13 protein-coding genes are annotated in these 19,673 nt (G+C 53.7%); 6 read left to right on the top strand and 7 right to left on the bottom strand.

Going from position 1 to position 19,673, the window contains the following annotated elements; genetic code table 11:
* Window positions 1-8: 8 nt before the first annotated feature.
* The 3 genes from COW20_09255 to COW20_09245 all read right to left on the bottom strand — a co-directional run bounded on the left by COW20_09255 (window position 9) and on the right by COW20_09245 (window position 5,251).
* A complete protein-coding gene (locus tag COW20_09255) occupies window positions 9-3,923 on the bottom strand; it encodes a hypothetical protein (GenBank protein ID PIW48544.1) in 3,915 nt (1,304 codons plus the stop codon).
* A 162-nt stretch (window positions 3,924-4,085) separates the two neighbouring features.
* On the bottom strand, window positions 4,086-4,676 hold the full coding sequence (locus COW20_09250) for a hypothetical protein (protein ID PIW48543.1): 591 nt from the start codon (window positions 4,674-4,676) through the stop codon (window positions 4,086-4,088).
* Window positions 4,677-4,726: 50 nt separating this feature from the next.
* Entirely contained in the window at window positions 4,727-5,251 is a 525-nt protein-coding gene (locus COW20_09245; protein PIW48542.1) for a hypothetical protein, read from the bottom strand.
* A 105-nt stretch (window positions 5,252-5,356) separates the two neighbouring features.
* On the opposite strand from COW20_09245, the gene COW20_09240 reads away from it, so the two are divergent.
* Both COW20_09240 and COW20_09235 read left to right on the top strand, forming a co-directional pair.
* Complete coding sequence (locus COW20_09240) at window positions 5,357-5,635, top strand: hypothetical protein (protein PIW48541.1); 279 nt, start codon at window positions 5,357-5,359, stop codon at window positions 5,633-5,635.
* A 326-nt stretch (window positions 5,636-5,961) separates the two neighbouring features.
* Window positions 5,962-6,426: a hypothetical protein gene (locus tag COW20_09235; GenBank protein PIW48540.1), complete on the top strand. Its 465-nt coding sequence runs from the start codon at window positions 5,962-5,964 to the stop codon at window positions 6,424-6,426.
* Between the two features lie 97 nt (window positions 6,427-6,523).
* On the opposite strand, the gene COW20_09230 is transcribed toward COW20_09235, so the two are convergent.
* Both COW20_09230 and COW20_09225 read right to left on the bottom strand, forming a co-directional pair.
* The gene (locus COW20_09230) at window positions 6,524-7,312 is read right to left on the bottom strand and encodes a hypothetical protein (protein ID PIW48539.1); all 789 of its coding nucleotides are present in this window, start codon (window positions 7,310-7,312) and stop codon (window positions 6,524-6,526) included.
* 18 nt (window positions 7,313-7,330) lie between these two features.
* Window positions 7,331-8,077, bottom strand: a complete 747-nt coding sequence (locus COW20_09225; GenBank protein PIW48538.1) for a hypothetical protein — start codon at window positions 8,075-8,077, stop codon at window positions 7,331-7,333.
* A gap of 252 nt (window positions 8,078-8,329) precedes the next feature.
* On the opposite strand from COW20_09225, the gene COW20_09220 reads away from it, so the two are divergent.
* Genes COW20_09220 through COW20_09205 form a run of 4 tightly spaced genes read left to right on the top strand, consistent with a single transcriptional unit; the run spans window position 8,330 to window position 11,133 of the window.
* Window positions 8,330-9,166 (top strand): sulfurtransferase, encoded by an 837-nt coding sequence (locus tag COW20_09220; GenBank protein PIW48537.1) that lies wholly within the window; start codon window positions 8,330-8,332, stop codon window positions 9,164-9,166.
* A 12-nt stretch (window positions 9,167-9,178) separates the two neighbouring features.
* Window positions 9,179-10,015 (top strand): class I SAM-dependent methyltransferase, encoded by an 837-nt coding sequence (locus COW20_09215; protein PIW48536.1) that lies wholly within the window; start codon window positions 9,179-9,181, stop codon window positions 10,013-10,015.
* Window positions 10,016-10,045: 30 nt separating this feature from the next.
* Entirely contained in the window at window positions 10,046-10,855 is an 810-nt protein-coding gene (locus COW20_09210; protein ID PIW48535.1) for a hypothetical protein, read from the top strand.
* A complete protein-coding gene (locus COW20_09205) occupies window positions 10,852-11,133 on the top strand; it encodes a hypothetical protein (protein ID PIW48534.1) in 282 nt (93 codons plus the stop codon). The genes COW20_09210 and COW20_09205 overlap by 4 nt, the downstream gene beginning before the upstream one ends.
* A 9-nt stretch (window positions 11,134-11,142) precedes the next feature.
* Here COW20_09205 and COW20_09200 read toward each other — a convergent pair whose 3' ends face one another.
* Together COW20_09200 and COW20_09195 are read right to left on the bottom strand one after the other, a co-directional pair.
* Window positions 11,143-12,369 carry a hypothetical protein gene (locus COW20_09200; GenBank protein PIW48533.1) on the bottom strand — a complete coding sequence of 409 codons (1,227 nt, stop codon included), beginning with the start codon at window positions 12,367-12,369 and terminating at the stop codon, window positions 11,143-11,145.
* A gap of 146 nt (window positions 12,370-12,515) precedes the next feature.
* Window positions 12,516-19,583, bottom strand: coding sequence for a hypothetical protein (locus tag COW20_09195; GenBank protein PIW48532.1), 7,068 nt, complete (start codon window positions 19,581-19,583; stop codon window positions 12,516-12,518).
* Between the last annotated feature and the right edge of the window lie 90 nt (window positions 19,584-19,673).

The following is a 19,673-nucleotide window of genomic DNA, read 5'->3' as shown; positions in this document are numbered from 1 at the left end:
CTCCCTGTTTACCTCAAAGCATTGATAATCGAGTCAGGAATCGAAACCACGACCCAATTGCCCGCTTGGGCCCGTTCCATATTTTTGTCCATCGTATCCAGGGCCGAAACCAATTGTTGCTTCATCCAGGCCACAGCCTCGCCCCCTGCTGCCGCCGCCTGATCGAGGTATTTGCCAATGACATGGCGCAAAGGCGCATAACCATTGGTGATACTGCTTTGATCCCAAGCTGAGCCCATTTCGGCCATGAGCTTGCCAATAAATTCTTTGGCCAACCCCCCATAGTGTTGGGTCGTTTCAACCAATTTGCGAATGCCATCGGCACCTTGGCTCATCAGCGAAGAAATCATATCGCTGGCCTTGACCATGCCCGCATTGAGCAATTGCCCCAAGGCTTCGGGATTTCCATATTTCTTAATCGCCTCAATCGCCTGGCTGCCCATCTTTTTAAGATCTGAAAGCGTAGCTTTGCCCTGGTTCACCAGTTTCACAATCGCATCGGTCGCACCGATTTCGTTTAATTTTTGCAAAGCATAACTTTTCACGGCAGAACCTGCTGTACTGACCGCATTGGAAAGACCATCCACCACCCATTTGGCGGCATCTGTCTGCCATTGGCCAATTTTGGTCATCAGATCAATACCGGCTTTGCCCAAATTGCCAAGTGCCGAGATCAGCTCGGGGCCACGCTTTTTGATCACGTCCCAATAACGTCCGACCATATCCTTGCCCACATTTACGCCCTGTTTCATCAGATCCACCAGGGTATCGCCAAAACGCCCCAAAGCAGCACCGGTGCGATCGTAAAGTCCTTCAAGGTATTTCAGAGCATCGGCAGCCCCTTTACCGGCAGATTTGGCGGTGTCTATCAGAAAGTCTCGGGTGGAGGTTAAAACCTGTTGACCGGCAGTACCCAGTTTCTGCAAAGCAGCCTGGGGATTCTGGGCGACCCATTTGGCCATATCCACCGTGGCTTTGCCCGCCCGATAAGCGGCTTGCAAGCCCTCGCCAATGGCATGCGCCACCTTCTCTGGCACTTCGCTGATATACGTCAAAGCTTTGGCCGCCATCGCGCCCCCCGCTGAGACAATGTCCTTCATGCCCTGAACCGCGCTTTCCACGCCATTGACGGCCATATCCTTGAGGGCGACCAGTGCATCTCCGGCTTTGGCAATTCCGGCTTTGACGGCATCTCGTAGAGCTGCAGCTGCCTGGGCCGCCATTTCGCCTGCCATTTCACCATATTTGGCAGGGTTATTGACCACGTCACGGGCAAAAGCCAAGGCATCTTGGGCCACTTGTCCGCCTTTGCGCAAAGCCGATCCAATCAAATCTTTGGCAGCTTTCACGCCATCGGCCCCCAGGTCATAGAGGGCTTTGACCCCCTCGCCAAAGGCCACAGCCCCTTTTACCGCCATGTCTTTTACAAAACCCACAGCAGCGCCCGCAGCATAGGCCACGTCATTGCCCAATTTAATGCCCGTTTCCACAGCAAAATCCACAGCCTTTTGGGCATATGCGCCAGGGTTCGTGGCAATATCTTTGAGCACGCCATAGACCTGCTTGGCAGCCTCAATACCTTCTCCGGCTTTTTTCTTGAGTAGGTCATAGGCTTGCCCCATCACCTCTTCAACCGATTTACCCATCTGTTGCGCGTATTTTTCGGGGTTGCGAATCACGTCAGCCAGGCCATTGAGGCCATCGGTCAGGCCTTCCAACCCACGATCCATGGCCTTGGCATGCAGTTCAGTCAGTTTATCAATGCCTTTGAGAGCGGTTTCGCCAGTTAGGCGTGTCAGTTCATTGGCGATATCGATCGTTCCGTCTAAGCCATAAATATTGGCAACCGCAGCCGTAGCCGCCAAGCCTGCCGGAGGCATTACAAAGGGTGCGCCCACGGCAACGCCCAAAGCCGCAGCCTTAATTCCCAAACGCAGTTCCTGGGGCATTTTTTCAGGGTGTTCATTATAGTATTCCACCATCAGATCGATCGCTACTTCTACACCCGCCAGCCCCAATTGCACAGGCAGATCAACATTGCCAACACCTGTCGCTTCAAGCACGGCCAAAGCGGTATCCAGCCCATTGGCACCCGCTCCCAGCAAAGCCAAGGCCCGCACATCAGGGTCTTTGTATTCTTTGCCGCTTAAATCTTTGCCAGTCGCCGCAATGCTGCCCAAACGAACCGCATCATAGCCTGAAACCACAGCACCTGCCACAGGCAAGATTTTGCCCAAGCCCTTGGCCAGTTTGGGGGCTACTTCCAGCATCGACATGCCCATACGCTCCAGGGCGGGCATCATCTTCATCATGCCCTGAAGTGCTTTTTCACCCAATTGGCCATTGGTAAAAATCCGGCGGGCGATATCGGGTTCCATATGTTGAAGCACTTTAAAGGCGGCTTGGGCCTCTTCTGCGCCCATTTTCTCAAGCATTTGCATGCCTTCTTGGAAGGCTTTCTCGTCCATTTTGGGATCAGAGAAAATTTTAGCCAGTGCCGCTTCGCTTTCTGGATTCAAACCCAGTTTTTTAGCGGTTTCTGCCACTTGGGTTTCACGTTTGAGGGCTTCTTCAGCCGCTTTGCCCTCTGCCGTCGCAAGCTCATCAGCCCCTGTGGTTTTGGGGGTATCAGGGGCATCTGTCGTGGAATGCGGTTCTTCCGTGGGATGAGCATCTCCGGTTTTGCCGGTTTCAGGAGCTGGTTCATGGGCATGCTTCAGCACATCGTCACCGTGCTCCACACCAAAATGTTCCATGACCTTGTCCAAGCGTTCATGAAAAGTATGCGCCAGATGCTCAAGCGCTTCAGCCCGCAATTGCACAGGCGCATGGGGGTTGAGCAAATGGCGGAGCGCATCTCCAGTACGGCCATCCACTTTTAAAAATCCATAAATCGCCTTGAGGGTTTCATTGTCGGCCCCCACAATCCGCTTGCCTACGGAGTTCAGGAAATCAATGCCAGCACTGACTTTGTTGACCCCATCTCCTGTAATAAACTTCATCGTGGCGCGTACAAAATCCGAATTTTCACCCATGGGCAAAACATTTTTGAGAATATCTTTGACATGCTCTCCCATTTTCGCGCCAAACAGGGTTTCCAAACGTTCAATATGATCCTTGACATTCTCAGGTAGCAACGCCTTGATTTCAGGGCCAAAATCATTGAGCAGTTCATAGGTCGCACGGATATCTTTTAAGCCTTCGAATTTGCCATCCATCACCGTTGCCAAAAAACGAATCCGGCTGTCAGAGGCGCTCTTATCAGAAAAAAGCTTGGTCAAAATTTTGCGCATGGGGGAATCAGCTGGCAATTTCTGAATCAGTGGGGCCGTCAAACGGGTAATGGCCTCTTTGCCCTTGGGAGTTTCATTGAGATGTACAATCGTTTCAGCAATCGCACGGGCTTTTTTAACGGGGTCGGGATCGTGAAAGGCCACAAACAAATTTTTGGCAATCGCACCCGCATGTTCGTTTTTCAAGCCAAATTTGGCATGTAAGATTTCCTCGGCATAGACCGCAAAATCATGTTCATTCTCACTGTGCTCGGCCTTGTGCAACAGCTCATTCAGAGAGACTTCTCCCGGTGCCCCATGTTCTCCCTCTGGAGTCTCGGGGTTTTCTAGGCGTTCAACATGCCCCACGTCCTCAAGAATTTGCCGCGCTTCTGGGCTAACCCCTTCAAAACTTAAACCATTGGGGCCAAAGGAAGCATCCTCACCATAGACCTGCACCTTGTTGTGCTCAGTCAACAATTCCTGAATCAGATCTTTTTCCTGATCGTCAAGGCCCCCTTTTTCAATCGCCTGTTTGAGTTCCTGGGCATCTTGTGCTGTTAAAGGGCCGCTATTGTTGGAACGGATTCGCTGAAGTGTTGAATATACGTCTGAGTTCAGACCTGATACGTTTCCATTGACCGTGCTCATAACTAATAAACCTTTCTCTCAACACTTAATTCTGACTTGAGTCCCCCAGTAAAAGTCACAATAAAGTTTCTTTAGTCTATATACCCTCTTCAAATCTGAAAATATCAACACAATCTCAAAAACTGAAACAAAGAACTAAAATATAAGTATAAATAATGATTATTAGGGATTATCAATCAAACTGATCTGGGTTTCAATTTGCGCCCCAGTTTCAGATCTTAAAGCCAAGGGAATTTGCAATTGTGCATTGCCATTGATTTGATTCTGCGCATCGATCACGACTCGCCCTGCATCTGCTCCGCCAAGACCGCCTCCATTGGACAAGGCCAGATTGCCTTCTGAATACGTATACGAACCGGCCTGGGTGATATTGCTGCCCGCATTATAAGGGCCCGTACTGGTGAGATAGGCTGCGGCAGCGACGTAATAGGAGCCTGGCGGCACATTGTGAAAGGAAATATCCTTGCTCGCACTGGAAAAACTGCCAGCAACGGTATAAACATTACCGCCCACAGGATTCAGTACCCCTGGCGCAGGAAGACTGGCAGCATTGACTAGAAATACCCGCAAACTGAGAATTTGGCCCCAATTATTGGCTGGGTATCCACTTTTTGAAGCCTGGATCTGAAAGCTTTGCGCGGGTTCAATCCGCACAGAGAACGAAGCCCTGCTTTCTGAGCTGCCCAAATCTATCACATAGCGTTCAAGAGGCACCTGGGGTAAAACAGCCAAGGGTTCAGCAGACCTTTGCATACAGCCACTGCTCAGACAAAACAATAGAACACAACAGAATGAGATCCATTTCATGGCCCAGCTACCAACCTTAAATTGATACTCAAAGTGGGAGGATCGGCGAGGGCATGCGTCAGCGCCGTTACGGTCACCCGTCCAGGAAAGGCACTCTCGCCCCCCCCACTGGAAACATAGGCATTCTGAACACCCCCATCTGTGACCTGAAGGTTGTCAGGGCTCTGGCTGTCTGTGATATTAACCCCACCGAAATCGTAGGCCGAAGCCGCCACATAATAACTGCCACTGTCAATGTTTTGAAAGGTAAAAACCTGTGTCGCTGCTGTTTTGGCAATCAAAGGCGAAGCATAGATCGGGCTTTGAAGCCCTGAATTACTGCTGAGCAGATAGAGCTTGATATTCTGAACCTGGGCCTGTGTTTTTTGAACCTGAAATCCCGAGGCTGAACCGATCATGACCCGCAAGGCCCCCCGATGGTTGGGGTTGGGGCTGACCTGAAAAACAGACGCCGTGACCGGTGCAATTTTTTCGGGCAAAAGGGGAATCACGCGCGTATTTTCGGAGCCAAAATATTCCACATCAGACGCTATCCCCTGACAAGCAGAGAAGAGCATTATCAAGCAAAGAAAAAACACCTTTTTCATACTTAAAAGGCCGTTACCGGTGGAATTCCCACCGTCCCATTGTTTATCGTAAGATCAAGATTTAAATTGGCGCCTGTCGGGGTCGGTGTAGGGGTAGGTTGCACAGGGCCAGAAGAAGATGACGAGGACGAAGAAGAGGGATTGCTGGCCGCCAGGGCAGGTGAAGCAAGCGGTGTCGGCACAGGAGTCGGCAAGGGGGTTGGGGTAGGCGTTGGCAAGGGAGTAGGCGTGGGCTCAGGGCTCGGTGTGATCCGCGGCAAAGGAGAAGCCAAAACACTGGGTGTTGCGACAGGTGAGGGTGTAGGGCAGACCGGTTGAGGTATTTCAACCGTCAATTCGGCCAATTTTTGCAATTGAGGCAAGGTCAACTTTTTAAGAAAATCAAGTTCCTCAGGTTTTAAATCCCCCTCAAAACCTTCCCGCAACTCCTGGTTCAAAGCAAGGCGTTGATTGGCTTTGATTTCGACTTCCTGACGCGCGCCTGTTAGAAATTTTCCGGCAGCATCGACAGCCACGGTCATCACGACCTGGGCTCCCACAGGCAATTGAGAGGCTGTCACATGGGGATTTGCAGGGCTTAAGGGCCCAAAAACAGCGGGCTTTTCAAGCGGCAAGCCCGTGCCATAGACCACCAGATAGACCGCTTGGGTTTCAGGTTTGATCAGCTGGGTCTGGAAAGCTTGAAAATCAAGGGTAAACTGCAAGCTTTGGGTTGCAAAGCCACAGGGCTCAGGCGGAATCTCGGGTTGAAGCAGACTCAGGGCTCTCAATTCTTCTGCACTCAAATGAGAGGCGGGTTCAGGCTGAAGATCAGCAGTAAGGGCTGTTCTCACCCCCCCCTGCACAATCACTTCCTCATGGGCCGCAGAAATCAAACGGCGTTGCTGATCATAGGCTGCGACCACCACGTTTTGAGGCCCAATCGGAACCCCTTTGACCATCATACGGGGGTTCAAACGGGTCAAAGGGCCCCAGAAAGCAGGTTTATCAAGGGGCAAGCCCTTGCCATGTACCATCACGTAAATCGCACGGGTTTCGGGCAAAATATTCTGGGTATGAAAAGTGCCCGGAGGGGGAAATTCAACAGCCAGGCTCAAGACACCTTCTAAGGATTGATTGGCACTGAAAAACTGACAGGCGCTCAAAAGCCCACAACTCAGCGTGATCAACCCAGTGAGAAAGTGTCTTGTGCGCATAGGGGCCGCCTTAGGGAGAAGTCACACCGATGGCACCAATACCGGTCGTGCCATCGGTGACTGTGACTTTGGAATCAATCGACGCACCCTTTTCATCATCCAATTGCATGGTCATGGTGAGTTGGGCATTGTCTGCAGCCGCAATCTGATAACGGGGGTCGACAAAAACCCCGCCCGAATTGCCACTGCCTCCGCCATTGCTCAAAACAATCGGCCCATTGGCCCCCAAAGCCAGAGTGATGGGGGTTGAAGCGGGTTTGACCAGATTGAGCAGATAGGCCGGTGTGGGATTGTCGTAGATCAGACGGGCAGCCACGTAAAACTTGCTGGTGGCATTGCCACTGGCAGGCACATTGCTAAACACAAAGGTCTGCGCGCCCCCCACCAGATTTTTGGCAAAAACCTGACTGTGTTTCAAGGCTGGAGCCGTGGTAGGCAAAGCGCCAGAACTGGGGGGTGCCCCATCAAACTCCATCAGATAAACTTCGACCTTATTGGCTGAAGTACTGGCGGGAATCCCACTGCTTGAAGCCTGGGTCGAAAAACTGCCTTTGCCTTCTTGAAAATGAAGCGAGACACTGAAAGCCGCACCTGTTTTTTGACCATGACCCACATCCAGAACCGTAATGTCTTTCTGGCCTTGGGCCTGGGCCGCATTGACTGCGCTTTGGGCCAGCGGTGAAAGCTCTGCAAATTTGAGCCCTTCCAGTGAAACGGTCGGGGTATTTCCGGGGGTACAGGCCATCAGCAAAAGCGCCAGGCCCACCCCAGATAAACTGAATTTTGTAAATCTTTTCATGGTTTTTCTCCTTGTCATTTATGAGGCTGAAATGGCGCCGATACCTGTGGTACCGTTATTGACCGTGACCGCAGAATCAATCGTAGCCCCGGTTTCATTTTTGAGGGTCATCGACAGACTCAAAGCCGTGGTATTGCTGACCTGGTAATTGGCATCAACAAAAACCTGACCTGCACCTTCCCCTCCGGCACTTGAAACAGCCACCAATTTGGCAGAAGTCCCCTCAAAATGGGTATTGGGAGTAGCTACCAAATTCAGGGTATAGGGGGCTGGCGCTGGGCCCGTGGTGATATTCAGCTCAGCACTGACACCCACCCAATATTTCTTGCCGGCGGTATTGGCGGGTACATTGGCAAAAACAAAAGTCTGGGCACCCACCCCTGAACGGGCCACAGCAGTGCCCCCCGTATTCTTAACCAAGGCAGAAATATCGCCAGCACCTGGGGCGGCAGCAGACTCTAGCAGATACACCCGCAGCTGGTTCAGACCTGCTCCCGAAGGCACCCCACTGGTTGAAGCCTGGGTGGCAAAACCAGGTGCATCCTTAAAATTCAGGGTCATTGAAAAACTGGCCCCTGTTTTGCGGCCTTGGCCCAGATCCACCAGCGTAATATTCTCCTGCCCCTGGGCTTTCAGCTTTGCCACAAGCACCTCTGCAGCATTGAAGCTTCCTGTTGGAACACTTTGGAGAGCGGTGGGAACAGGCCCTGTTTGACAGGCCAGCAAACATGACGCAGCCACCCCCCACGCGAGTAATTTTTTCATTTCTTGTTTCCTCCTCTGGTTTCAGCAAATACGTCTTTCAATCATGAGTTTAAGTTTTATAAAGCAAGTACCCTATGCTTCAGCTTGCACTTTGAGCGTGTTTATACTCACAAAAAGATTGTGATTGTGTTTCGTTTTTGTAACAAAGACCCAATTTCAGCCACTTCAACTTCAAGAGAATAAACGATAAAATGCAGCGCACACTGGCTTTCAGAACAGGTTATACTGATCATTATGTTTCTGGAGCCCGCCATGTCTTACCTGATTCAGCCCGCCACCCTGCTCGAAATTCTGAATTCTCCTGAAATTCTGATCTTTGATACCCGCTTTGCCTTAGCCGACCCGGATCAAGGGCAACGCGCCTATGCCACCAGCCATCTTCCCGGTGCACTTTATCTCGATTTAGAAAAAGATCTCTCTTCCCCTGTCAGCGAGCACGGAGGCCGCCACCCCCTGCCAGATCAGAGCGCATTGTTGGAAACCCTGCTGGCAAAAGGCTTGAATCAAGACAGCCGGGTGGTGATCTACGATGATGCCCAAAACATGGTTTCAGGGCGGCTCTGGTGGCTGCTGCGCTGGCTGGGGCATGAACAGGTTCAGGTTTTGGATGGGGGCTGGCAGGCCTGGCAAGCCTTGGGCTATCCTGTGACAACACAGGTTCCTGAAAAAAAACCCGGCCATTTCAGACCTTCTTCTCAACCTCAGCTTTTGGCTTCGATCGAAGAAGTCAAAACCCGCAGTGCCCAAACGCTTCTGGTAGATGCCCGCAGTTCAGAGCGCTACCGAGGTGAACAGGAACCGCTTGACCCCCGTGCAGGCCATATTCCCGGCGCACTGAACCGCCCTTTTGCAGACAATCTGCAGGCCGGGAACTACAAATCGACCGAAACCCTGCGGCAGGAATTTGAAGCCCTGGGTTTGCAGCCCGAACAGGAAATCATCGTTTACTGCGGTTCAGGGGTCAGTGCAAATCACACCCTGATCGCCTTGGAAGAAGCGGGTTATCACAAGGGCCGGCTCTATGTCGGCTCGTGGAGTGATTGGTGCAGCTACCCGGAAAATCCTGTACAAACAGGCCCCCAAGCCTAAAAGGAGATCAAGATGAGTCAAAGCGAGAACCGTCAACATTGGGAAGCCATGGCCCCGCGCTGGAAAGCCTGGTGGGGACGTTATAAACCTGTCTCACAGCCCGTATCCGATCATTTAGTTCAAAGAGCTGAATTGCAAACCGGCCAACGTGTCCTCGATCTGGCCACAGGCATGGGAGAGCCCGCCTTGAGTTTTGCACGCGCTCTGGGGCCTGAAGGCTTTGTGCTGGGGATCGATCAATCCCCACAAATGATTGAATGGGCCCAAGCGGAGGCCGAGCAGGCAGGGCTGAAAAACCTGCGTTTTGAGGTACAGAATGCAGAAAGTCTGGATTTGGGTGAAGAAGCCCCTTTTGACGCTTTGGTTTCACGTTGGGGCTTGATGTTCTGTAGCGACCCAGCGGGCACCTTGCGCAATGCTGCCCGCTGGCTCAAACCCCAGGGAAAACTGGCTGCAGCCGTCTGGTGCGCACCTGATGAAGTTCCCATGATTGAATTGGCAAGCCAGGTTTTAGAGCGCGAATTGGGCCTTGTATTGCACCGCCCGGCCCCAGGCCCTTTCAGTCTGGCGGATCAGAACAAATTAAAAGAGATCTTAGCCCAGGCCGGTTTTGAGCAGATCCAACTCGAAAAAGTGCCCATCGTGCTGCCCTGCGGCTCAGCTCAGGATTATCTTTTGGATCGGGCCCAACTTTTACAGCCCTTGGCAGAGGCCTTGGCAAACATGAGCCCTGCCGAGCGAAGCCACTATGATCAAGCCCTGGAAACAGCCGTTGAACCCTGGCGCCAGGGAGACGAAGTGCATTTGGTCAACCAGGCCCTGTGCATCTGCGCCCGCAAAAGCAAATAACAACCAGAAACTGTACGGAGTGAAAGAATCATGCGCAAAGCAAGACTATTCGGGTTTTTAGCCGGAGGTGCCCTGGCAGGCGCCTGGGCCGTCAAAAACAAACTGGAAAAACTGGCCCCCTCAGTTCCCGTGGTCGATGACGATACGGTGCTGCTGTTCCAGTTTGATTATTCCCCTTACTGTGTCAAAGTCAGACATATTCTCGAATACAAACAAATTCCCTTTCAAACGGTCGAGGTCACGCCTTTGCTGCACCGGGCCTTTTCAAAGCGTTTTTCAGGCCAGGTCAAGGTGCCCTATATTCAGCACAAGGGTCAGATCATCTGCGATTCTTCGCAAATTGCGCTCTATCTTGAAACCGAATTTCCCGAACCCGCCCTTTTGCCCGCCGACCCCAAATTGCGTGAAGAGGTTCTGCTGCTGGAAGATTGGCTTGACGAATCCTTTGTACCCGCCTTAAGCCGCCCGGTCTATGTGAGCAGCTACCTCAACCCCCTGCCTCTGATTCAGAACCCCAACCTCAGCACAGGCATTGCAGCTCTGGATCGCTTCAAACCTCAGATTGTGCCTTTGATGCTGAGACGCAATATGCGCATTCAGGGGCTGACCCCTGCCGATCTGCCCAAACTTGAAGATCGGGCCCAGGAAGTGCTGGATCGGGCCCAAAAGCTGGTAGCTGATAAGGAGTATCTGGTGGGAGAAAGCCTGAGTCTGGCAGATATCAGCCTGGTCGCGCATCTCTTTAACGCCGATAAATTGCCCCTGCTGGGCCAGAGTGAAACCTATCGCCCCCTGCTCAAATGGCGGGAGCGCAGACTGGCTGAAATTCAACCGGCATGAAGCCCTCAGAGATCAGAACTGAAATGGCGAAACGCTTTCGCCAGAATATGATTGCCACCGGTGTGATTCTGCCTTTTGCTTTCAGTCTGGTTCAACTGGCCGAAGGCGCAGACAAGATCTGGGGCCTCCCAAGCTCTCTGGCATGGCCACTGAGCTTGGGAGGCGTTCTCGGCATCACGTTTTTTGCCTGGAAAACCTGGCGTTGTCCCGCCTGCCAGGCCTCACTCGGGCGGGCCTGGCCCCGACAATGCCCAAGCTGTGGGGCTGATTTGCGTTAAGCGAAACCGCTATTGAGGAATCCCAGTCAACCACGACATCGAACAGCTCGAAGCCGCATTATACGACCAGCTTTCAGGATGCGAATCCGTCACGGTATAGCTGCCCGCTGGCAAAACAATCTGAGGTTGCGCATACCAATAGGCATTCGGTACTCCCCCTTGGCCAGGACGGGTACTGACATCCCAGGGGCCATAGATGACGCCCGTACTGGATCTCAATCCGATTTGACCTGGAGGGGCCTGGCCTTTGGCATCGTTCCAATGGTAATTGTTGATTTCTGTCAGCAGATAAGCGCGCGTGGTGGTCACGACAGGCGCACAGGGCGCGCCATTCAAGACAGCCAGAATATTGCCATTGTCAAAGAATTTGACGGGTTCCTGAGAGGCCAAGGGAGAAGGCTGCGGGCTCGCCGCAAGAGGAGCAGCCCCTTGTAAAGCTTCAATTTCAGAAGCACTCAAAGCCCGTCCATAGACACGCACCTCATCAATCAAGCCTGTAAAATGCTCGCCATGGGAAGGATTCGAGCCAATATACAGGAAAGGATGTCCCTTGCCCAATTCTGCATTCTCAGCGACTTTACGCACGCCATTGACATAGAGCGTCACGGTTTTGGCCTGCTGATCATAGACACTGGCCAAAAAGACCCACTGCCCATTTTGAACAGGTACAGAGCCCAGTACAGCGGCAGAGCCCGCAAAACTGGACCACCCCACCCCATCGGCACCGCGCGAGTCAATGCCCAGGCTGCGGTCATAGCCGCCATCATCATGTGAGATCACCTGGAAGGGGCCTCCGCTTTCAGCGGGCCCTTCATAGCGCGCCCAGGCCGCAAAGGTTAAGCGGGGATATTGATCGGGATTGATATCCAAGGGAATTTTCAAGAAGGAGCCCTGCCCATCAAAGCGCCAGGAAGCACCTTGCTTGCCTTCCACACTGGCACTTACCCCTTTTTCTTCAACCGCAGCTCCCTGATACAGATAGCCAATCGGAGAAGTTTCCATATCGAGATACAGCAACAAGCCTGCTTCTGTTAAACCAGGCGAAGCGCTGCTGCTCGGCGTCGCGGTCGGCTCAGGACTGGCAGAGGGGTGAAGCACCGCACCCGAATCAGGGCTGGCCGTAGGTACTGCACTGGGTTGAGGAGAGGCACCTGGCAAAATCCCCGCAGGAATCAAATCACATGCAGTTAATAAACTGAGCGCAATCAATCCTTTGGTAAATAAATGTTTATGCATAAAAAACACCCTCCTATTCTCACCTGCTATTATCTCGCTGGCAAGGCAAGGCTGGCTTGATCTCAGGCAGACTCAGACTTGATTCATATCAAAGATTTTGGTCTTCAATTTGTGTATTTCAAGCAAAATCAAGGAAATTCAAGCGTTTAGGGCTGAAGCGCCGGGCTGCTGACTTGGCGGGAAGCACTGTCAAGAATCGTCATGCGCACCACCTCCAGATAGGCATTCATCGCTTTTTCAGCGGCTTCTGGACTGCCAAAATGCTTGACCCAGATTTTTTCGGCCTGGAGCGGGGTCTGGGCTGAACGACGGGCTTCATCAATCGCGGCTTCCATCCGGCTGATGGGAATTTCCTTGGGAATCTCCTTGGGAATGAGATAGTCGGGGTCTTTTTGCTTGCGCTCCTGATGCAAAAGATATTCAGGATTGGGCAGTTTTTCAACCAAAGCCACCTGGTTTTTGACTTTGAGCGTTTTGGGCGGCTCAGGCCCCAGCAGCAATCCGCCCGTCAGATTGCTTTCTTTCTGCTTCAGCCATTCGGCATGGGCAGGGTTGGGCTGTTCGCTGAATCCAGACAGTGCGGCTTCGGTAAAGAGAATATCTCGCAAATCGTATTTGCCAGCTTTCCAGGCGCGGGAGGAGAGATCTTTGACCCCTTCCATTTCAACCGCCCAATGCAATACGTATTGATCGTGGCTGATACGCCCCGAACGGGCCGCACGGGGATCTGATGCAAAGCCGTCGATCACCCCCTGGCGTTCACTGTCATTGATCCGGGAACCCCACAGCACAGCCGCATTCCCGGCATAGGCTTCAGGCGCACGGGAGCGGGCAAGCTGTTGCAGACGATCGTATTCCACCCGCGCCAAAGCACCGGCAGGCGTGTCCTGCTCCAAAGCCTCACGGTTCTTCAGCAAAAACTCTGTCAGTTCATGCTCCGTGGCCTGCCGAACCTGATTTTGGGCCTGTTCCAGCAAAATTTCATGCGCTTGCCCCGCATGGGCGGGATCCTTGCGCAAAACCTGATAGGCCTGGTCCACGGCATCGTGGTACTGTGACCATTGTGTCTGGCAATCCGACAGGGCCAAACGCAAATCCTGCTCTGCATGTGCGGGCTGGCCCGCCCCACGGGCTTTTTCATCCTGTTTGCGGGCCTGTTCCAGGGCTTGTTTTTCAAAACCTTTCCATGCCATTTCATGTGCAGGCCCCAAACCCTGGCGCAATTGGTAAAGCTCCATCACACGCCCCTGATGCGCTTGCTGCGCAAGGGCTTCTGGGGGAACATGCTCAGCAGGTTTGCCTTGGGCCTGATCCACCGCCAGAAAATGCGCTGAGGTATAGACATTCACATCCAGTGCATGCCCTGAAGCTGGGCTAATCGCCGCCAATTCTGCCTGGGCAAAGCTGAGAAGCTGCATTTCACGGTGAGCCATTTCAGGCTCAGAAAGGGGATTTTTCGATTTCGTAATGCGCACGACCAGGTCAATATCCGCGTAAACCCCTGTATAACCGGGTTCTCCTGGCCCCCGCCCCACATAGGGCCGGGCCAGCTCCAATCCCATTTTGGCGGCTTCCGCTTCAATATTTTTCCAGGCAGCTTCAACCTGACGATCCCGCGCCTCATGCAATTTGCCAAAGAGTTCAGGTTTGAGAAAGCTTGAAAGTTTACGCACCTGATCCCAACCGCCCAAGGCCGTATAGAGCTGCAGAACCGCGGCATCATCTGCGGGCGTGGGTTGGGCAGGGGTATGGGTTTGTAAAAATCCGCGCAGGGCATCCAAGTCAGGCAAGCTGTGCTCACCCACTTTGACCGCAGACAGATGCAAACTTTCTTCCAAACTGGCATTCAGGCTGCGGGTTCGGGGCAGACTCTCGAGGCCCTGAAAACGATCATGGTAAGCCTGGCCGTCCAAGACCATCTGGGCTGCCAACTCACGGGCCTGAGCAGGCTCCACCCCCAAGGCCAGCAGGCCCTTTTCGGCCTTCTCAGCGACTTGGCTGCGTACGGCCTGATCCACAGGTTGGTGACGGCCCAATTCCGATAAAACCTCATGCAGCAGGGGTTTGATCCCTGCTGCCTGTTCAACCTGGCCGGCCCAGGCGTTTTCCATGGCCGAGAGCAGGCGGTCATGGGCCACTTGCCCGGCATGCTCCTCGGGCAGCCCCAAACCCTTCAAAATCTCAAGATGGGTATCATGCAAGGCTGTCGGGCTCAAACCAGCCAACTCACCCTTGATCTGCTTCTGCTGCAAAAGATGTTCCCCCCAAGCGAGCAAAAGGCGTGTCCCGACTTCCCGACTGAGCTGATGAATCATGCTGGGAGACCATTTTTGCTCGCCCAGATACTTTTCAATTCGGGCCTGCAATTGGGTGTATTGTGAACCTTCTGGCGCAGACATCAAGACTTCCATGGCAATTTTTTGGATCGCCTGTCGCTGTTCGCCCAAATTTGCGGGCAGGGCCTGCGCACTGTAAACAAAGGGAGCAGAAAGGGCATCCAGTGCTTTCAGTCCCTGATCCAGTTTTTCAAGCTGGGCCTTGGCTTCAGGGGAGTCTACCAGCAGCAGAGCCGCTTTATCTGCCACAGCCTGACGGACTTGATGCTGAACCAAAAGCATGGCATGGGCAGGAGAATCGACTGCGCCCAAATCCAGTAAGCGTTGGGCCTGGGCCTCAGCCAAAACCTGTAATGCGGCGGGGCCCGCCTCCAGAGAAAGAGACTCTTTGCCCACCATTTGCGCCGCTACTTGGCCCCGTGCAATTTTCTGGGCCTCATGCGGGTCAGCGGTGACTCCTTGTTTTTGCAGAATATCTGCCATTTCACGGATTTTACCCTTCACTTCAGCTGCCGTACTGCCTTCAGGGTGCAGACTCTCCACCCCCGCAATCTGAGCCGCCGTCTGGATCTGATAGGGCCGGATAAATTCCTGCAGGCTGCGTTCGACCTCGCGACGGGCTTCGGGGGGCAATTGCTCAAAAGCCACAGCTTGTTTAACCTGGGCTTCCAATTGCGTATGATGCTTTTCTGCACTCAGCCCCTGATTATTCAGCAAATGCTCCTGATAAGCAGAAACAGCTGCCACCACCTGCTTTTCGACAGCAGGGTCCAAGTCCAGTTTGGCGCGGCTGGCAAGATCTGCAGCCAGTCCCGATCCCTCCACTTGACCACTGCGCTTGGCATCGTGGTGCATCGCCGCCATGCCATGAACGGTCTGGGCGCCCATCAAAAGATAATGGGTCAGCTCCTGGGCATCTTTCAAACCCTTGGGATCATGTTTATAAAACTCGGGCAGGGCCATTTGCGTCACGGCGGTTTCAAAGACTCCCCAAGAGCTGTTGGCGAGTGACTCCAGGCCTTTAATATCGCCTAAATTGGAAACTGCAAAACGGCTTGAGGTATCAACCGCCCACTGCAGCCAGCCCTCACTGTCCCCATATTGTTTGGCCAGTTCAGAAGCTGCTTTGGGCAGCTCTTCCATTGCAATATTGCGCACCAGACTGCGGCTGGCACGAAAACCATAGCCCAAAACAGGACTGGCCTGCATGGCTGCCGCATCCATGCGGGCCAAAACGGCCCCAAAGCGTTGATTGCCACGGGCCGCAAAATTACCGACAGATAAAACAACCCGTCCGGCACGGTTGCCCTCCAGGGCGGTACGCGTCGCACGCCCGATCTCCAGACCACGCCGGGCCAGACTCAAACCCGTCGCAGAACCCTTCGCCAGCGACAGGGCTGTAGAAAGCCCCATGGTGGCAACAAACATCAACGCCTCATCAGTCGCCGCACTCAAAACCGCAATTTTGGGGTCATTCCAATAGGCCTCATCACGCTGGTGCCGCCAGGCACTGCGTTTGGCAATATTTTCAGCTTCGGCTCCCCCCTGGGCCTGCACGCCACTGCTGTATTGATTGAATTTTTCAGCTGTCTGACGGGCACTGCGCCCCAGGTCATAATCAGAGCCCGGAAGATGCGCGCGCTGCATGGTCTGGCTGGAATCAGCGACCCGCAGGGCACGGCTGGCCGCAACCGAATTGCCCATCAGCTTTTCGAGCGCGGCTTGTTTCTCACCCGGGCTGTCTGAAGAGCGCAGAATGGCGCGGTAATGTTCCTGTTTGGCAGCAGGCAGGCTTAGATAATCAGCTTCGGCCTGCTTGGCCCGTTCCATTTCACGCCCCACGGCCTCTGCCAGAACCTGACGCGCCCCGGCAATATCGCCGTCCCGCATCAGAGCACGGGCGATGCGTGCCGCCGAGCCGACCGCCAGACCACCACGCTCTACAGCCAGATTAAAACCCGCTTCAATATCTTCAGAGACCCGATCTTGCAGTTCCCCCAAGGCCTGCTCCAACTCAGCCTTGTGAAGGCGGAAAAGCTCCGCCGGATTGCTCTGCTGACGCAACGCTTCCCAGGCCAGACGCGAAGGTTCTCCTGCGGTCGCTGACGTGGCAATGCTGTCTACCACGCGGGCCAATTCTCCGCTCTCAGCTGCAGCACTGGCATGGGGATGTTGTACATAGCTCTTGTAAAGCGCGACTGCCTCCTGACGGATTTTAGCTTCTGAAAGCTTGCGAGCTTCGGGTTGCAGTGTTTGAGCGGCTTCAAAGGCATACTTTAAACAATCAGCACTGGCTTTGGGCGTATGTTGAGGCAAAGTACCCGCTGCCGCTAAAAGGGCGTCAATGGCCTGGTTTCGGACCGTGTCAGAGGGCGCGTCTTTCAAAAGATCACGCGCAGCATCCACATTTTCGGCCTGCGCGGCCTGAATCCCACGAATGGCAGCCTGGGGCCCGGTATACAAAGCATCTGCCCGCGCCAGATTCAGCCATTCAGATCCCCCAGGCAGGGCCAGCGGGCCGCCTTCAAAAGTTTCCACCGCAGCTTTCAATTCTGTCTGACGTTCCAAGAGACGCGTACGCTCAGGGCCGGCAGGCAGTTCTTTCAAACGGGCCTGAAGATCTTTCAATTCGGTTTTCTGATCCCCATAGCGTCGTTCAGCATCGGCATGGATACGCCCTTCAAGCCCCAACTGGGCTTGGGCCCGATCCAAAGCCTGTTGATTGAGTTGCCCTCTGCTGGCAAGAAAACTGCCATTTTCAGCCAGCCAAACAGCAGGTTCGGAAACACGCCCCAAAATCACATGGTTTGAAACAGCAGCGGACTCCTCTTGCTGGGCCAGGGCCTCGGGCTGGGCTATTCCCAGACCTTCGGCCAAAGCCTGGGCCCGCAAATTTGCGAAATTCCCACTGGGACTGGCCCCACTGGAGCGTACTTTCGCATCGCCCTCCCGCATTTCCTGCATGGCGGTGCCCAAGGCTTTTTGAGCATCTAAAAGTTTTTGAAACTGCCCCGGTGTTTTGGCTTCGGCATATTTGGCGATTTCGGCTTCAGCTGCGTCAATCCGAGCCTGCACATCCTGACGGCCAAACTGCTGCCAGTGGCGGCTTTCCTGACGATTTGAAGCGCTGGCCTGACTGGCATCTAAACTGTCTTGCCCTGCCTGCGCAGCTTCTAAATGTAGATCACGGGAAGCACGTGCGGCTTGGGCCACCTTTTCCTTTTGGGCGGGGCTGGCTCCGGCATACTGATTCAAAGCAATTTCAGCGGCATAGCCCGTTTGAAGCTGCCCCAGATTGCGCCCATAGAGCGTTAAAGCACGCACTTCGGCCGGAGTTGTGGGAGAACCCAAAGGATCTTCCCGCAAGGCAGGCGTCTGTTGAGACTCCAGTTCATCCAACTGAGACTCAAGCGCTTTGCGCCGTGCCAGATGCTCAGGCAACGATGCCGCTGGTTGGGGCAGACCTGCCAATTCAGTGCGTAAACGGGCGACCTGATCCGCTGTCTGTTTTTGGCTTGTAAGGGTATCCAGCAAAGGTTTCAAGACTTCACGCTGCGCCTGAAGCACCTGGGTGCGCTGGTCGATCAGGGCCTGTTTGCCCTTCCATTCAGGCAAGAGCGTATCGGCTTGCTCCACCAAGGTTTGAGCGGTTCCCAATCCCTCTGGCAAAGCGTCAGCGCTCACTACACCGCCCTGAAATCCAACTTCCTGTTTGACATGGGAAGCTTCGGCTCCTGCAGCATCTAAAAGAGCATGGGCTGCTTTTTCACGCATGCCTTCAGGGGCCTGGTTCCCCCCACTCACTTCGACCCGGTGCACCCGCACTTCTTTCATGGCATGAGCTGTTTCCAAGGCCTTCTGTTGCACGGACTGGGCCTCTTGTTTGAGCTTGTCGGCTTTTTGACGGGCCTCTGCCAAAGCCTGCAAATCGGCAGCACTGGGGTTGGCTTTGCCCTGCAGAGCCTGAACGGTCTGATCGGCTGCTTTCCAGTCAGAAAAAGCCCGCTCAGCCAGTTTGCGCGTATCACGCACGGCACCGGCATTGAACTGCTCCCATTTTTGACTGGCCTGACTTTTCATGGTGTCCAGCTCCTGATTGGCCACCTTGGCCGCATCAGGACTTAAACTCCCAGCTTTCAAGCGCACAGCGTTGACCGCTTTGCCAAAGGCCACGGCATAGAGCAAAGGTTGAAAAAGCTGCTGCTGCTGGGGATTAAAATCCGCCAGCAGGGCTTTCAGACCTGCCGGTGGCGTTCCTGTCTCGCGCCAGTGTTTCAACGCTTCGGTATTTAAACCATATTTTTCCCGCAGGGCCACCGGAATTTTCTGCCCGATTTCCTTTTCCAGACTGCGAAGCGCAAAACCTTCAGCACTGGGCTTTTGCAAGGCGGCCTGGGCCGCTTCACCCAAAACATGTTCGGCTGGGGCGGGTGGGTTTTCGCGCAATTGCACACGAATTTCAGCCGCCTGGGCCTGTAGATCGCGTGCCCATTCCTGGTGTCCTGGGCTTTGCAAGCCCTGAAAATGACGTTTCAGGGCTTGGATCAACTGGGCTTTGTCTAAACGCAAAGCAGGAATTTCAATCGCTTCCTGACCCACCCGAATCAAAAGGGTGGTTTCAGGTTTTAATTTTTCAACCTTTGCAACCTCTGTCAAAATCCGGGTGCTGAGACGGTCAAAATCCACTTGATTGGCGTCGATTGGGGCAATATCCAAACGCTGGCCCTGGTGCTGATCGAGGGTAAACTTCTGTAGATCCAGCTCCAAAATGAGAGGGGGGCTGGGAAGCCCAGGCGCTGAACGGGTGGGCGGGGCTGTCAAAGGGACTGAAGGCGGATTTAAAACAGGATCATAGGGAGCGGGAAAACCTTGTACCATCTTCTCATTTCCTCTAGCTTAACTACTTGGGTTGACGCACTTCTTGAAGGGGTTCAAGAATGGGATAGCGGTTATATACCCAGCGTAAAA

Source organism: bacterium (Candidatus Blackallbacteria) CG13_big_fil_rev_8_21_14_2_50_49_14 (assembly GCA_002783405.1).
Classification (GTDB): Bacteria; Cyanobacteriota; Sericytochromatia; order UBA7694; family UBA7694.
The sequence above is the reverse complement of the archived record's forward strand: the minus strand, read 5'-3'. Positions and strand labels throughout refer to the sequence as shown.

What these genes read in the sequence shown, in the direction of transcription:
- COW20_09200 (PIW48533.1), bottom strand. Translation starts at nt 12,369, where the DNA reads ATGCATAAACATTTATTTACCAAAGGATTGATTGCGCTCAGTTTATTA.
- COW20_09195 (PIW48532.1), bottom strand. Translation starts at nt 19,583, where the DNA reads ATGGTACAAGGTTTTCCCGCTCCCTATGATCCTGTTTTAAATCCGCCT.
- COW20_09250 (PIW48543.1), bottom strand. Translation starts at nt 4,676, where the DNA reads ATGCAAAGGTCTGCTGAACCCTTGGCTGTTTTACCCCAGGTGCCTCTT.
- COW20_09210 (PIW48535.1), top strand. Translation starts at nt 10,046, where the DNA reads ATGCGCAAAGCAAGACTATTCGGGTTTTTAGCCGGAGGTGCCCTGGCA.
- COW20_09205 (PIW48534.1), top strand. Translation starts at nt 10,852, where the DNA reads ATGAAGCCCTCAGAGATCAGAACTGAAATGGCGAAACGCTTTCGCCAG.
- COW20_09230 (PIW48539.1), bottom strand. Translation starts at nt 7,312, where the DNA reads ATGAAAAGATTTACAAAATTCAGTTTATCTGGGGTGGGCCTGGCGCTT.
- COW20_09215 (PIW48536.1), top strand. Translation starts at nt 9,179, where the DNA reads ATGAGTCAAAGCGAGAACCGTCAACATTGGGAAGCCATGGCCCCGCGC.
- COW20_09225 (PIW48538.1), bottom strand. Translation starts at nt 8,077, where the DNA reads ATGAAAAAATTACTCGCGTGGGGGGTGGCTGCGTCATGTTTGCTGGCC.
- COW20_09220 (PIW48537.1), top strand. Translation starts at nt 8,330, where the DNA reads ATGTCTTACCTGATTCAGCCCGCCACCCTGCTCGAAATTCTGAATTCT.
- COW20_09255 (PIW48544.1), bottom strand. Translation starts at nt 3,923, where the DNA reads ATGAGCACGGTCAATGGAAACGTATCAGGTCTGAACTCAGACGTATAT.